The sequence below is a fragment of the Legionella sp. JM-2024 genome (assembly GCF_055389095.1).
On the sequence record NZ_AP039388.1, the window covers coordinates 1,641,094 to 1,655,351 of the forward strand.

Below are 14,258 nucleotides of genomic sequence, written 5' to 3' on the forward strand. Positions count from 1 at the left end.
ACAGAGTGACTGCAAATTGACCGCACATTACAACAGATCATCAGAAAATGGGGCAAAAAATACTCTTGCAACGTCTTATTTCATTTTTTTTCTCGCCGCTTCATTCTATTTGTATGAATTTATTTTACAAGTAGCACCGAGCGTTATGGCGGAGTCGATGATGAAAACTTTTGGAGTAACTGGCCAAGGTTTTGGCATCATTTCAGCCTTTTATTTTTATGCCTATGCCCCAACACAATTGCCAGCAGGTGTATTATATGATCGCTATGGCCCTCGAAAACTAATGACTTTTGCAATTATTTTGTGTGCTTTAGGCTCCGCGTTCTTTGCTTCCACTGACAGTGTGTTGACTGCCTGTATTGGAAGGTTTCTAATCGGAATAGGTTCCGCCTTTTCTTTCATTGGTGTGCTGGTGCTTATTTCACGTTGGTTCCCACCTTATTATTTTGCGATCCTTGCAGGAATAGCACAGTTAATGAGTTCTGTAGGTGCAATGTTTGGCGAAATGCCTTTGGCGGCATTAATTGATTTGGTTGGCTGGAGAAGCGCGAGCTTTATTTTAGCAGGCGCTGGATTTGTATTAGCAGCGCTGTTCTGGGTTTTTATTCGTGATTATCCTCATCAGCAAAACCAGACAATACCCGATCATTATTTAAGAGATGAATGGAAGCGATTAGTTGCAGTATGCAGACATGGTTACACTTGGATTATAGGTGGTTACGCTTTTGCAATCTGGACCCCTATTGCGGTGTTTGCTGCGCTTTGGGGAGTTCCTTTTTTACAAGAAAAATTTCAAGTCAGTGTAGTCGTTGCATCGGGACTGTGCAGCATGATTTGGCTAGGAATTGGAATTGGTAGTCCATTATTAGGCTGGTTGAGCGATAAACTGGAAAGCCGTCGTATCGCCTTGATTATCAGTGCCATTTTGGGTTTTATTGCTACTTTGATTATCCTTTATTTGCCCGGTCTATCTTATAATTGGTCTTATTTTGTTCTGTTTGTTTTAGGTTTGGGTGCTGGCGGACAAACGGTAAGTTTTGCTGTAGTTAAAGAGAACAATACTTCGGAATTGGTTGGAACGGCATCTGGTTTTAATAATTTGTCCGTATTAATTGGTGGCGCTATTTTTCAGCCTCTTGTCGGATATATATTGCAACAGACAGGATCATGGAGAATTGTAAATGGCGCTCATGTATACAGCATATCGAGTTATCAAACTGCTTTGCTGGTTATGCCTTTATGTTTTCTGGCCAGTTTGCTTATTGCAACCTTCTTGTTAAAGGAATCCCATCCTGCACGCAAAGCATAGTTATAGCTGAGTTCTATACTCCCGTAGAGCGTGACATTGTATTAATGCAGGAATGCATCATAGCAAGCGCGCTTCTACTGCCAGGTTATTTTATATTTAAAGCCAAGTAGATCTTTTGTTGCTCAATTGGTTCAGATATAATTCTTTCCAAAATTAATCTTACAGAAATAATAAAGTGAAAAATATGCAAGACAAATTTGAATTCCTTGACATCGATGCTATTAAAAAATTATTAGAAGAAAAGAGTGAATTAGTACACTCTCAGTCTTCAGAACCTCATGATTATGCCAGTGTGAAGCAGCGTGTGCTGCAATTGGAGTTAGAGCAAGAGATAGCCTATTTATCCGAGCTTCTTGAAAACCCGGACACATTCGAAACCAGATTTAAAGAACGATGTGCTCAAAGAGAAAAGGGTACAGTTGATGCTATTGGCTTTAGCCAAATATCGTCTACTGCAACCAATCAACTGTATTGGGAAATAGCAGAGCTTGTTTTTAACCCCCAAACCATGTCCGACATGCTGGTTATCATAGCGCCGCATGTGAAAAAACACCTTCGAGTAATGCTTCCACAAGACATCACATTCTCAGGCTCATTTAAAGCAGCATTCAAAGACATAGAGCCAATTTTGGACTTAAAAAAAGATACATCGGATTTGACAAATGAAGCTCTTTTGTCTGATTTGTCCCATTATGTGATAAGCGGGGAGATGATTTTTGATGTTCGGTCTATACAAAATTTTCCGTTACGCAGCCAGGCCAAATTTTACGAATACTTAAAGAAAGACTATCCCAAACTTGCTGATGCCTTGTATGAACATAATCATGCGCTCAGTACCTTAAAAAACGATATTGCCCTTTTTAAGAACCAGGGCAGGGCCCCTAAAGAGGCACTGGAACTGTTAATCAAAGGATTAACATTGGGTGGCGAGAGGATGACAGGCAGTGAATTTGCGAGCCAAACTGCTGTTGAAGCCATTGATATGTTTTATTCTTTTATGGAAAGCTTGCCTTCCGAAATACAAGACCATTTAAGAAACGCTCAAGGCAATCATGGCAGTTTAGGCAGCATCATCGATAATGAGATAAAAAAAGGGACTTGTGTTGAGACAGCGGCCATGCATTTACGCTCTGTCGTAGAAGCCAATCAAAACACACCACTTTTTAATCAACCCGCTCACATGACCCAAGAAAGCCTGAAGCAACTGGAAAAAAAATATAAACACATCACTCTCCCCCAAGACGATATAGGCTACCGCAAGCTGCCTGAAAGATTCATTAAAAAAGCCATTCAAGGGATTGCGCCTAAGAACTCGTTTGAGTTTATCAGTCTGATTATGAATTTCCCGCCCGCCTTATATGGGGAATTATTAAACAATATCAATCTTACGGAACCCGATAAAGCATTAGCCGATATAGCCGAGTTAATCAAACAAAAATGGCTGACAGCAGAACAAGTGAACGCACTGGCCTCTGCCGTCATTACTTATTACAAGGAACTCAACCCAAATGGTAATATTCTGCATTGGGCGGTTCTTACCAATAATGCCTTGTATGTAACCAAAGCATTCGAATCCATACCTGAAAAGCAGAGGTTGGATGCCGTTGTTCTGGTTAAAGATAATGATGGTAATACGGTGTTGCATTTTGCAGCAGACAATCCGGAATCCCTTAAAGCCATTCTTGAGCTTATTCCTGAACAAAACAGATTGGATGCAGTGAAGGTTAAAAATAGATATGGTAATACGGTGTTGCATAAAGCAACAGATACCCCGGAATCTCTTAAAACCATTCTTGAACTTATTCCTGAACAAAACAGATTGGGTGCGGCTCAGGTTAAAAATAATAATGATAGTATGTTATTGCATGTTGCAGCAGAAAAACCGGAATCCTTGAAAACCATTCTTGGGCTCTACCCTGAACAAGGTAGATTGGATGCGGTTAAAGTTCAAAATAAATATGGTTATACGGTGTTGCATTATGCAGTAAGCAACCCGCAATCCCTTAAAACCATTTTTGAGCTTATTCCTGAACAAGATATATTGAATGCCGTTCAGGTTAAAAGTAAACAGGGTAAGACGGTGTTGGATAATGCAGTAGACAAACCGGAATCCTTTAAAATCATTCTGGAGCTTATTCATGAACAAAATAGATTGAATGTTGTTCAGGTGAAAAATAATGATGGTGGTACGGTGTTGCATTATGCAGCAAACAAGCCGGAATCTCTAAAAGCTATCCTTGAGCTTATTCCTGAACAATATAGATTGAATGCCGTTCAGGTTAAAAATTATTATGATGATACGGTGTTGTATAAAGCAGCAGGCGCCCCGGAATCTCTTAAAACCATTCTTAGACTCTACCCTGAACAAGATAGATTGAATGCGGTTAAGGTGGAACGTCATGATGGTAATACAGTGTTGCATGCTGCAGCAGACAACCCGAAATCCCTTAAAACCATTCTTGAGCTTATTCCTGAACAAGATAGATTGGATGCGGTTAAGATGCAAAATAGGCTGGGTTATACGGTGCTGCATAGGGCAGCAGGCAACCCTGAATCCCTTAAAACCATTCTTGGGTTTATTCCTGAACAAGATAGATTGGCCGTAGTTAAGGTTAAAACCATACTGGGTTATACGATGTTGGATAATGCAGCAAGCAAGCCAGAATCTCTTAAAGTCATCCATGAATTTATTCCTGCACTAGGTTTGAATACAGTTAAAAATGAAAAGCCGCCATCTATTAATAATTACAGCTTTTTTGTAAATACAAATTTACAAAAAAAGGGTAATGATGAGGATGAGTTTAAAAATAATTTCAATAACGACGCATTTTAAATACATTGGTTATGCAAGAGGTTTACTGATCTCAGACTTTTTCTTTGATGCTACAAAAAAAGTTAGGCCTATAAAGAGTAAAAACAAAGCTCCAACTGCATTGCAATAGATTGCAAAATGCAGATTATTATGTTGTTGGTAAAACAAGTTGGCTACTTCGATACCAATAGCACCAATGATCATGATACTTAAGCTGATTAATGCGGATGCGGTACCCTTACTTACAGAGGTTACAAAGAGACAGTATCGATTTAATGGCGCATTAATCACGCTAAGTGAGAAGAAGTAAATGATAATCCCTGGTATTAAATACAGGTAATTATTGCCATAGAAATAAGGGAGGAGAGCTGTTGTAGCAAGCCCTATAACCATGAGGACACAACCTATAAAAATAATTCTTTCGATTTTATATTTATAAGTTAATCGATGTAAGCACCAATTGCCTAATATAGTTGCTCCAAATATGGGTAGTTGCCAGAGACCATATTGAATGACACTTAATTTTGCTTCAGCAATGAGTATGATTGGCGCAAGAGCAATCCAGGCGATACATGGTATTCCCACCAGACCTTCTGCAATGGCGCTATAACAAAAGGCAGGATTAGATAACAGAGCCTTATAATTTTGGATTATTGATCTCAATGAAAAAGGAGCTTTGGCTATTAGCTGACCATCTGTTTTAATCTGACCTATTGGTTCAGGCATGAAACGCCATAATCCCCAATAGGCTAGAAGAGCGCCAAATGCTATAAAGACAAAAATTAAACGCCAGGAGGCATAATGAATGATAATAGCTCCCAAAAGAGGCCCCAATAGCGGAGCCAGTATTGCTGCGTTAGCCATAATAGCAATTAATCGAATGGCATCCATTTCTTCAAATATTTCTTGAATCGTCGCATAACCTATGACACCAATGAAACATAGTCCCATTCCCTGGAAGAATCGAGCGATTAAAAATTGATTCATGGAGTGTGAGCTTGCAATTAAAAGCGTAAACAGAAAGAATAAACAGGATCCTACTAACATCATCGGTCTTCTGCCGTAGGTATCTGATAGTGGGCCAAGTATGAATTGCAAACTGGCTCCGCCTAAAATATATACAGTAAGGGATGTAGCAACAACAGATTCTGCTGCGTTAAACGATTTAACAACATTAATCATGCCAGGCATGATCATGTCATTGGCAATGTAAGTAAGAAATTCATACAAGACTAAAAAGCTAGCAAAGATAATGGCTTGTCTGCGTGAGATTTTAATAAGTGGTTCAGACATAGCATTAACCCTGAATAAATTACTTCGAAAAGGCGGTCTATCAGTATATACTTTTGCTTCATGGTTTGGTAGAAAAATCTGATAAATCTTTTCATACAGGACAAAAAAACATCATGTATGAAGGATAAATTTATACAATAGTGGCTGTCACTTAAAGTTTGTTTACGGCAAGTCTGCCATTTGATAAGATTTGTTTACTTCGATAATCTGCTTCTAATGACCAAATCAGTATGCCCAAAGAAAAAGTCGTTATTATCATCCCTACTTACAATGAAGAAGATAATATTTCCAGTACAATTGATTTGATTCTTGAGGAAACTCGATTATTACCAGATTATCAGGTTGAAGTTCTTGTATTTGATAGTCACTCCACTGATTCTACAGCGCATATAGCTCGAGAATTAGCTTATACATCACACCGTGTACATTTCGCTGAAGAGCCACAGAAAACAGGCCTTGGTTCTGCGTATTTGCAAGCTATGCGAATTGCTATGGATAAATTACAGGCTGATGTGGTATTTGAGTTTGATGCAGATGGATCTCATCAACCTTGTTACATTGCACCGATGTTAGAATTACTTAAGCAACATGATGTCGTGGTTGGTAGTCGATATATTTCTGGAGGGAAGATTCCTTCTAACTGGGCGCTTCATCGTAAATTACTATCGGTAGGAGGCAATTGGATTGCTCGTCTTCTGTTAACCAGAAAATACAAAGATCTTACTTCTGGTTTAAGGGCAACACGTACTACTTTGCTAAGACAATTATTACCTTCAAGCTTCTTGTCTCCAAATTACGCTTATAAAATTGAACTATACTGGCTTTTGCATAAAGCGAAAGCCAAAATTGCTGAATTTCCTATCCAATTTGTTGATAGGGAAAAGGGGAAAAGCAAGTTACCTAAAAACAGTATGGCTGACACCTTGCGTGTCCTTTTTACGCTTCGCTTAAAAGAGTTACGACAATATATCACGATGTGTTGCGTAGGATCACTCGGAGCATTGATTCAGTTTAGCACATACAATTGGTTGCGGAGTTCGAATCATTCAGCTTTAGAATCTAGTCAAATCGCTATCAGTGCTGCTATTGTATCCAATTTTATATTTCATCATTCCATTACATTCAAACAGAAAGCGAATCTTCGCATGGCTAAGACAGAGACTCTTAGTCGTTTTTCACAATTTATTCTTTATTCTGTTTTTATGGTTTACTTCCAAAGTTTATGGGTTCATATTTTTGTTGATTACTTCGGACAAGGGGTTTTGAAGGAAAATATTATTCTAGCCTCCGGTCTTGGTGTCGGCTCCATTATCAACTATCTGTTTTATTCAAATGTTATTTGGTCTCAAAAACGGTCACACTTATTTTTTAAATCAAAAGACTCTGAAGAATCATAGTCGCGTTTAATTTTTAGCCAGAGACACCGAACCTTGTAACACGTCCTTGCTTGTAGAACCTAAGAACTTCTTTTATTACTGCATCGATAGGCATAAATTATTTGCTGGCCTTTGTCATCAAGAGCTGCTGGTATATTCAAAGGTTGACATTGATTAAAGTATTTTTGAACGCACGATACTCTATCAAAGGTATCAATATATAACACATCGCCAAGAGTATTCAGATCAGGGGACCAAAACTTATATTGATTTTGTACTGATCCACAATCGAATGTATAAATCGTTGGTTTATTTTTGAGAAAAAACAGCATGCGTGCTTCAAACCATCCTGGGGTTATTACTGTATCAGGGAGCCTTTCATTAGAGTGATTGAGTTGCTGTATCCATTGATAGTAGGCAAGTTTTTTTGAATATCCAAAACTAAAAAAGATAGTATTATTCAACAAAAAAATCACACTTGTAAGAACATAAAATACAATTAATAAATAGGTGGAATTGCGATAGGACCATGTTTGATAACAATAGCCCGCCAATATGCTGGCAGTGATCAAATATTGACTCAACCAATACCCTCTGATTGTGGCTCTACTGGCAACCAATAAATAAAAAAGAATAAATGTAATGCAAATAATGAGGCACAAATAAAATACAGGAGATTTTCTAGGTGCAGATTTGAATAAATACAAAGTGGGTGGAATTAATAAAAAGTTGATTGCGGGTAGAAAAATATTAAAAAAACTTTTGAATATACTCCCTATAGAATTAGAGGTATGTTGCATTTGATGTGTACTTAACTGGTAACGAATAGATATCCAATCGTGTTGAGCATTCCATACAATGACGGGACTGAAGACAATGATTGTTATGATTAATGCAAAATAAAAATGTACGGATTTAAAAAGTCGTCTATAGGGAGTTGCCCCTAAAAAAATAAGTAAGGCCAGTACCAGAACAATACCAGAATATTTGGATAAAAGCATAAGGCCTATACTAAGCCCAATATAATACAAATCTTGAGTACGATTGAACTGGATATACTTTATTGTAAAGTAAAGAGTTAACGCCCAAAAAAGAGTCAGTGGCGTGTCATAGGTTGTTTGATTGATTAAATCCAGAGTGACGAGTGGCGAAAACAACCAAACAATGACTGTGATATAACTGGCTTCTTTGTTAAGACATAGCCTGGCCGTTTTATAAATGATAAAACTGGTTAAGGCGGTTGAGACAATAGCAACAAAATTTAAAGCAAACAAGGAGTCACCAAATAATACAGTGGCGAACTTGATAAAATAAGCCACCATAGGCGAGCCATCATAATAAGAAAGGGCCAAATGCCTGCTCCAGTCCCAGTAATAATAACTATCCAGAGCAAGGAGGTGGATTGGAGCAATGAACAGAGCGAGTAAAAAATAAAGTGCGATATAGCGATTAAGATGAGAAAACATTCAGTGTTCCTAAATAAAGCAGTAGTCTGTTATCTGTTACTTTATTATCAGTTTTTATATAATACTTTCACTTTTGTCATTTATTAACAAAGATTTTATGAAATTATACTTTTTTGGCGATGATAATAATAAACCTAAATTAAATGAGCATTTAATCATTTACATACTCAGTTTACTAGATCCCAAATCCCGGTCTGCTGCTTCTTTAGTAAATAAAGAGTGGTGTCAGCTAGTCAAACTGACCCAAAAATACTTATCCATTTTACCAGTTATTCATAGAGTACCTATGTTTACTAATCTGGGACTTGATGTCTTGAAATTAAAATTAATGACTGGCGGCATGACGAACTCCAACTTTAGATTAAGAATCAAGAGCGCTCCTGAAAAATGGGTTATGCGGATTGCTGGAAAAGGATCGTCATCTTTTTTAACCAGACGGGATGAGGCTCATAATGCCAAACAAGCGGAGCAATTAGAGCTTAATGTTCCGATAGCATTTTTTGATCCGGAGGATGGTTTGCAAGTGACACGTTTTATCGAAGGAGTTCATGCTTTGGATGACAAAGCTTTGGCGCGAAAGGAGATTCTATACGAAGTAGCTGCCATGATGAGAAAACTTCATAAGTCTGAACCTTTTGATAATGACACCCATTTTTTTAAGCGAAATGAAGATCTTTTACATATATTAAAAGTTAAACAATTCAGTTTTCCCGGAGAAATAGATTTTATTGAACAACAAATGAAAAAATTAAAAGAGACTTTTTCTTCTTACCATATTGATCAATTTCCTTGCCATAACGATACAACACCACTTAATTTTATTTTGTCAGAAAATCCAGAAATCAGAGGATCCGAAAAGATACATCAAATTGATTGGGAATACTCCAGTAATAATGATTTTATTTGGGACTTGGTCTATTTTATGGTTGAGGCCAAACTAAATCGCGAACAACAACATATTCTGTTAAAAGCTTACTTTAATACGGAAGAACTTAATGAATCTCTTTTGGCGTGGATAGAGGTTTATAAACCTATTATTGAATGGTGGATAACGATTTGGTCTTGGACACAATTGGCAAATGAGGCCAATGCGGTTGATTTGAAATCTTATGAACAACTAGGATGTGAAAGGTATTATAGCACCTTGAATCATTTGAAGAGTGAAGAGTACTGTAAGGCTCAGGAAGTTATTGAGGCGGATACTTATAGCCTTGCTTTCTCGGGAAAGAGATCCTTTTAGAGTAGCGATTACTCTTTGAGTGCTACTCATGTGACTTATCAGTAGCTGATTCTGCTGTATCCTTGAAGTTATTATTTATCCGCTCCCTTACGGTCACGGCTCGGATATAGTCTCGGCTCAGATTATACTGGCGCAAAACCGAGCCGTGACCGTAAGGGAGCGGATAAAAAATAACCGTATATAAATAAGTTTGCGCTTATTTTTAAAACACAGCCGTGAATGTATTATCACGTTAGGTATAAGTGGCAGTTCAATTCAGGCCATTCTCTTAAGGAATTCTTGTAAATGTATTTTATCATGCTCTGCGCTTAAATAGCTTTTGAGCCGATCCATATTTTTGTCATAGTTCTCTTGGCTGATATTTCCACGTACCAGCTCAAATCGCAAATAGACACAATAGGTGTTGAGTACATCTGTTTCACAATAATCGCGAATTTCTTTTAATTCTCCTGCCAGGTATTGATCCCAAACCTTTGAACCACTCATTCCCATTTTTCCTGGGAAGCCAAGTATGGTTGAAATATCATCTAATGGAGCAAAGGCTTTATTTTGATATCCTGCAAGTACGTCCATTAGATCAATATGACGATAATGGAAACGACTTAGATAATTGTTCCACTTAAAGGTTTGTTGATTTTCTCCCGTTTCCCAGTAAGTTGGCGCACTAATTCTATGTAATAGCGAACGGTAATGAAGTACAGGAAGATCAAAGCCGCTTCCATTCCAGCTCACCAAAGTAGGTGTGTGTTTGTCTATTCCAGCAAAAAAACGGGTTATCAATTCCTTCTCATCAGAATCTTTCTCACCAAGAGACCATACTTTTATTTGAGCTCCATGACTAATTACTACTGAGATAGCACAGATTTTTTGTAAATAATGAGGTAAAAAATCATGCCCTACCTTCTCACGCCTTAAGGCAAACATCGCATGCGCAGTGTCTTCATCTGACAAGCCATCGAGTGCAAACAATTTTCGGCCTGATTCAATATCGGGGATTGTTTCAATATCAAAAACAAGTATTGTCATAGGAGTTTATTTTTCTGGTTAGTCCAATTTTTATATCATTATGTCGGTAGATTTAGGGAGTTTTGCTGATAGGCATGAGGCCATACATGGCTTTTCAATGGTTGCAAAACTTCCTGGATTTGTCGACATAATAACTTAGTTCCAAATTGATTCTATCATGTGAATGGAAAGAAGTAACTTTAAATAACGTAGATTCTATACAGCATATTTGTTAAAATTCATTTTAAGTTAACTATGTTGTGGCATTGAGACTTAATGCTATATCACGGATTTTTTATAATAAAATCATGAAGATTAAATTCGCTTTACTTTGCTCTATTATTTTTCTTACGGGCTGCGTCAGTAAACCTCCAGCGGACATTAATAATATTTGTAACATCTTTAAACAATACCCCAAGTGGTATGCGGATTCTAAAGATGTCGAGCGGCGTTGGAAGGTGCCAGTCCCAGTCCAAATGGCAATCATTCATCAAGAATCAAAATTTAATGCCAAAGCGAAACCCCCACGTACCAAATTGCTATGGATAATTCCATGGACAAGACCATCGACTGCTTATGGTTATACCCAAGCTTTGCGTTCAACATGGAATAATTATAAACGAACGAATGGGTGGTTATGGTCTTCGCGTGATGATTTTGGGGATGGAGTTGATTTCATCGGTTGGTATGCCAATCAGGCGAATATTAAAGCAGGTATTCCCCGATCCGATGCTTACTCGCTTTATTTAGCTTATCATGAAGGAATAGGCGGATATCAAAGAAAAACCTATTTACAAAAGCCGTGGTTGATTTCCGTGGCACGTAAGGTGAAGGCTAAATCGCAACTTTATGCTATGCAGCTCAATTCTTGTAAAGGTTCGTTAAAGTCACGTTCCTGGTGGTGAGGATGAACCGAAATCTTTGTATGGAGGGCCGGTCTGAAGCGAAGGAGGGTTGATGGTCATTTTACTTAATTTTTTCTTCTCAAAAAATACATATTTCCTGAAATATTCATAGAATATATAGGGCATAGAGACTATGCATGCCCAAAATTATTTGTCAACATACCCCAAATAATTATAAAATTTTGTAGTGCTAATATGTTACTATGTTTCAAAGTTTATAATGAATACGAATTGTTTAAGGAGTTTTGGATGCGATTAATGCTTTTAGGTGGACCGGGCGCTGGCAAAGGAACCCAAGCTTCACTTTTAATTAAACGTTATAAAATTCCTCAAATTTCGACAGGCGATATGTTGCGTGCTGCCATCGCAGAAGGGACTCCTTTAGGCTTGAGCGCAAAAAAAATTATGGAGTCGGGGGGATTAGTATCCGATGATATTATTATTAGTTTGGTCAAGGAAAGACTAGAAAATCCTGATTGCGATAGGGGGTTTCTGTTTGATGGATTTCCAAGAACTTTAGTTCAAGCTGAGGCTTTAAAGCAAGCAGGAATACATTTGGACCATGTGATAGAAATAGCTGTTGATGACGAGGAAATAATTGAGCGAATTAGTGGAAGGCGCATTCATCAGCCTTCAGGAAGGGTTTATCATGTTATTAATCATCCGCCGAAAAGTCCAGGAGTAGATGACCTGACAGGAGAGCCTTTGATTCAACGCGATGATGATAAAGAGGAAACGATACGTAAGCGTTTGCAAGTGTACCATAACCAAACAGCACCATTAGTACAATACTATAAGAAATGGGACGAATCTGGTGCTAAAGAGGCCCCCAAATTTCATACTATTAGCGGTACAGGTACAGTAGAGCAAATATTTGATAACATCATAACGATACTTGAGACTGAGGAGACCACATGCCTACCCAGACTATAACCAGTGCCGAATTTGAGTCATTGATTAATGACAATGAGATAGTATTCATTGATTTTTGGGCAGAGTGGTGTGCTCCTTGTAAACAGTTCTCAAAAGTGTATGAGCAAGTTTCCGATCAGTTTCCAGGTATCCAATTTGTTAAAGTGAATATTGAAGAGCAACAAGAACTGGCTGATTTTTTCGAGATCCGCTCCATACCTCATCTCATGGTTTTTAAAGACAGCATCGTTATTTATTCTGATGCTGGAAGTATACCCGAGTCTACTTTAAAAGAGTTGGCACAACAAGCACTGGATGCGGATGTTAGTGAAATACGAGCTCAGTTGGAGCAGGGGGATAAATAGAAATACTGGCCAGATAATCTGCCAGCTCTTTTTTGCTGGCATTATCCATGGTAAGACCCAACTTGGTGCGACGGTATAGTATATCATCGCAACTATTCGCCCATTCTTCTAAAACAAGGTAATCTACTTCAACTTGATAAAGGGTTGATCCGTATTTTTTACCCATTGCTTCCATATTGTTGCATTGGGAAAGAAAAATTTCAGTATAACAACCGTACGTATTGAGGTAACGATTCAATAATTCCTCATCCAACCAATGATACTTTTCTCTAGCATAATTAACGTACTGTGCAAAATTCATGTCAGCTAATGTGGCTCCAGGTAAGGGTGTGTGTTTTGTTTTGGATGCTGGAAGTTGAGGGAATAAGGGTGTTAGTTGATTGATAATTTCTTCCGCTAACTGCCTGTACGTGGTTATTTTTCCACCAAAAATTGTAATAATGGGAGCGGGTGAGTTATTAAATTCATAGGAATAATCACGGCTTAACACGTTCACTGTTTTATTCTCATCAGCCAGTAGAGGTCTTATACCACTCCAGGAATAGATTATATCTTCTTTATTTATTTTGAATTTAAAATAGGAGTTAACTGATTCAATCAGGTAATCAATCTCTTCTTCGCTGATCTGTACTTGATTAAGATCTCCAGTATAGTAAACATCGGTGGTTCCAACCATACTAAAGCCATGATAAGGGATCACAAAAATTACTCGTTGGTCATTATGTTGCAAAAAATAGGCATGTTTTCCTTCAAAGAGTTTAGGGACAATAATGTGACTGCCTTTAACCAGGGTGATTTTTTTCTGGATAGGTGTTTGAGTTAATTTGGCAATGGATTGAACCCAGGGACCTGCTGCATTAATAATGCTTTTGGAGTACATTTTATAACTCTTTCCTTTGGAAGGCTGGATAGTTAAATGCCATATATTATTAATAACCTCAGCCTGGATTACTTTGGCTTGCGTCCTTATGCTGGCACCATGATTTTTTGCTTGTATGGCATTGAGAATGGTTAAACGTGCATCATCTGTAGTGGCATCATAGAAAAGAAAACCTCGTTTTAACTCTTCTTTTAGGGGCATAAAATAATTGTTTTTATTATTTCTGCGGATCGATTTGGATTTCGGCAAATGATTTTTTCGGCTGAGATGATCATAAAAAAATAATCCCAATCTCAGTAACCAGGAAGGGCGCATGTGTTTTAAATAAGGTAAAACAAAGGATTGTGAATGGACTAAGTGGGGTGCTAAATTGAGGAGTGTTTGGCGTTCTTTAAGGGCTTTTTTTACCAAACCAAATTCATAATGCTCTAAATATCTTAAACCACCATGAATTAGCTTTGTGCTGCTTGATGAGGTTTTGGAAGCCAAGTCGTCCTGTTCGAAGAGTATCACGGAAAGTCCCCTTAATGCTGCGTCTGCAGCGCAGCCGCAGCCATTGATGCCTCCACCAATAATCGCAACATCAAAAACTTGATCCATGTTTTTCTCTCCGAAAAAAGATTACACTCAACGTAACTGTTAATTTTCTATCATCCCATAGAGATCCTTTGCAGGTACTCAGGATGACATGAGTA

General features: G+C 37.9%; 11 protein-coding genes. 7 read left to right on the forward strand and 4 right to left on the reverse strand.

Annotated elements, in window-relative coordinates; translation table 11 throughout:
- The first annotated feature begins 16 nt into the window (after positions 1-16).
- On the forward strand, positions 17-1,309 hold the full coding sequence (locus ACZ5EK_RS07295; protein WP_464432270.1) for an MFS transporter: 1,293 nt from the start codon (positions 17-19) through the stop codon (positions 1,307-1,309).
- 184 nt (positions 1,310-1,493) lie between these two features.
- A complete protein-coding gene (locus ACZ5EK_RS07300; protein ID WP_464432271.1) occupies positions 1,494-4,142 on the forward strand; it encodes a hypothetical protein in 2,649 nt (882 codons plus the stop codon).
- A gap of 9 nt (positions 4,143-4,151) precedes the next feature.
- Here the strand turns inward: ACZ5EK_RS07300 and ACZ5EK_RS07305 are convergent, their stop codons facing one another.
- A complete protein-coding gene (locus ACZ5EK_RS07305; protein WP_464432272.1) occupies positions 4,152-5,414 on the reverse strand; it encodes an MFS transporter in 1,263 nt (420 codons plus the stop codon).
- Positions 5,415-5,644: 230 nt separating this feature from the next.
- On the opposite strand from ACZ5EK_RS07305, the gene ACZ5EK_RS07310 reads away from it, so the two are divergent.
- Positions 5,645-6,811, forward strand: coding sequence for a glycosyltransferase family 2 protein (locus ACZ5EK_RS07310; RefSeq protein WP_464432274.1), 1,167 nt, complete (start codon positions 5,645-5,647; stop codon positions 6,809-6,811).
- Positions 6,812-6,870: 59 nt separating this feature from the next.
- On the opposite strand, the gene ACZ5EK_RS07315 is transcribed toward ACZ5EK_RS07310, so the two are convergent.
- Positions 6,871-8,256 (reverse strand): glycosyltransferase family 39 protein, encoded by a 1,386-nt coding sequence (locus ACZ5EK_RS07315; protein WP_464432275.1) that lies wholly within the window; start codon positions 8,254-8,256, stop codon positions 6,871-6,873.
- A gap of 97 nt (positions 8,257-8,353) precedes the next feature.
- Between ACZ5EK_RS07315 and ACZ5EK_RS07320 the strand changes: the two genes are divergently transcribed.
- On the forward strand, positions 8,354-9,496 hold the full coding sequence (locus ACZ5EK_RS07320) for a phosphotransferase (protein ID WP_464432276.1): 1,143 nt from the start codon (positions 8,354-8,356) through the stop codon (positions 9,494-9,496).
- A gap of 255 nt (positions 9,497-9,751) precedes the next feature.
- On the opposite strand, the gene ACZ5EK_RS07325 is transcribed toward ACZ5EK_RS07320, so the two are convergent.
- Positions 9,752-10,522 carry a 3'-5' exonuclease gene (locus tag ACZ5EK_RS07325; RefSeq protein ID WP_464432278.1) on the reverse strand — a complete coding sequence of 257 codons (771 nt, stop codon included), beginning with the start codon at positions 10,520-10,522 and terminating at the stop codon, positions 9,752-9,754.
- 287 nt (positions 10,523-10,809) lie between these two features.
- On the opposite strand from ACZ5EK_RS07325, the gene ACZ5EK_RS07330 reads away from it, so the two are divergent.
- The 3 genes from ACZ5EK_RS07330 to ACZ5EK_RS07340 all read left to right on the forward strand — a co-directional run bounded on the left by ACZ5EK_RS07330 (position 10,810) and on the right by ACZ5EK_RS07340 (position 12,683).
- Positions 10,810-11,406, forward strand: a complete 597-nt coding sequence (locus ACZ5EK_RS07330) for a transglycosylase SLT domain-containing protein (RefSeq protein WP_464432279.1) — start codon at positions 10,810-10,812, stop codon at positions 11,404-11,406.
- 249 nt (positions 11,407-11,655) lie between these two features.
- Positions 11,656-12,339: an adenylate kinase gene (gene adk, locus ACZ5EK_RS07335; protein WP_464432280.1), complete on the forward strand. Its 684-nt coding sequence runs from the start codon at positions 11,656-11,658 to the stop codon at positions 12,337-12,339.
- A complete protein-coding gene (locus tag ACZ5EK_RS07340) occupies positions 12,321-12,683 on the forward strand; it encodes a thioredoxin family protein (protein ID WP_464427395.1) in 363 nt (120 codons plus the stop codon). The genes adk and ACZ5EK_RS07340 overlap by 19 nt, the downstream gene beginning before the upstream one ends.
- On the opposite strand, the gene glpD is transcribed toward ACZ5EK_RS07340, so the two are convergent.
- Positions 12,643-14,163: a glycerol-3-phosphate dehydrogenase gene (glpD, locus tag ACZ5EK_RS07345; protein ID WP_464432282.1), complete on the reverse strand. Its 1,521-nt coding sequence runs from the start codon at positions 14,161-14,163 to the stop codon at positions 12,643-12,645. The genes ACZ5EK_RS07340 and glpD overlap by 41 nt on opposite strands.
- Between the last annotated feature and the right edge of the window lie 95 nt (positions 14,164-14,258).

Excerpts from the sequence above, each read along its gene's own strand:
- ACZ5EK_RS07305 (WP_464432272.1), bottom strand. The coding sequence starts at position 5,414 with ATGTCTGAACCACTTATTAAAATCTCACGCAGACAAGCCATTATCTTT.
- adk (WP_464432280.1), top strand. The coding sequence starts at position 11,656 with ATGCGATTAATGCTTTTAGGTGGACCGGGCGCTGGCAAAGGAACCCAA.
- ACZ5EK_RS07300 (WP_464432271.1), top strand. The coding sequence starts at position 1,494 with ATGCAAGACAAATTTGAATTCCTTGACATCGATGCTATTAAAAAATTA.
- ACZ5EK_RS07330 (WP_464432279.1), top strand. The coding sequence starts at position 10,810 with ATGAAGATTAAATTCGCTTTACTTTGCTCTATTATTTTTCTTACGGGC.
- ACZ5EK_RS07325 (WP_464432278.1), bottom strand. The coding sequence starts at position 10,522 with ATGACAATACTTGTTTTTGATATTGAAACAATCCCCGATATTGAATCA.
- ACZ5EK_RS07315 (WP_464432275.1), bottom strand. The coding sequence starts at position 8,256 with ATGTTTTCTCATCTTAATCGCTATATCGCACTTTATTTTTTACTCGCT.
- ACZ5EK_RS07320 (WP_464432276.1), top strand. The coding sequence starts at position 8,354 with ATGAAATTATACTTTTTTGGCGATGATAATAATAAACCTAAATTAAAT.
- glpD (WP_464432282.1), bottom strand. The coding sequence starts at position 14,163 with ATGGATCAAGTTTTTGATGTTGCGATTATTGGTGGAGGCATCAATGGC.
- ACZ5EK_RS07310 (WP_464432274.1), top strand. The coding sequence starts at position 5,645 with ATGCCCAAAGAAAAAGTCGTTATTATCATCCCTACTTACAATGAAGAA.
- ACZ5EK_RS07340 (WP_464427395.1), top strand. The coding sequence starts at position 12,321 with ATGCCTACCCAGACTATAACCAGTGCCGAATTTGAGTCATTGATTAAT.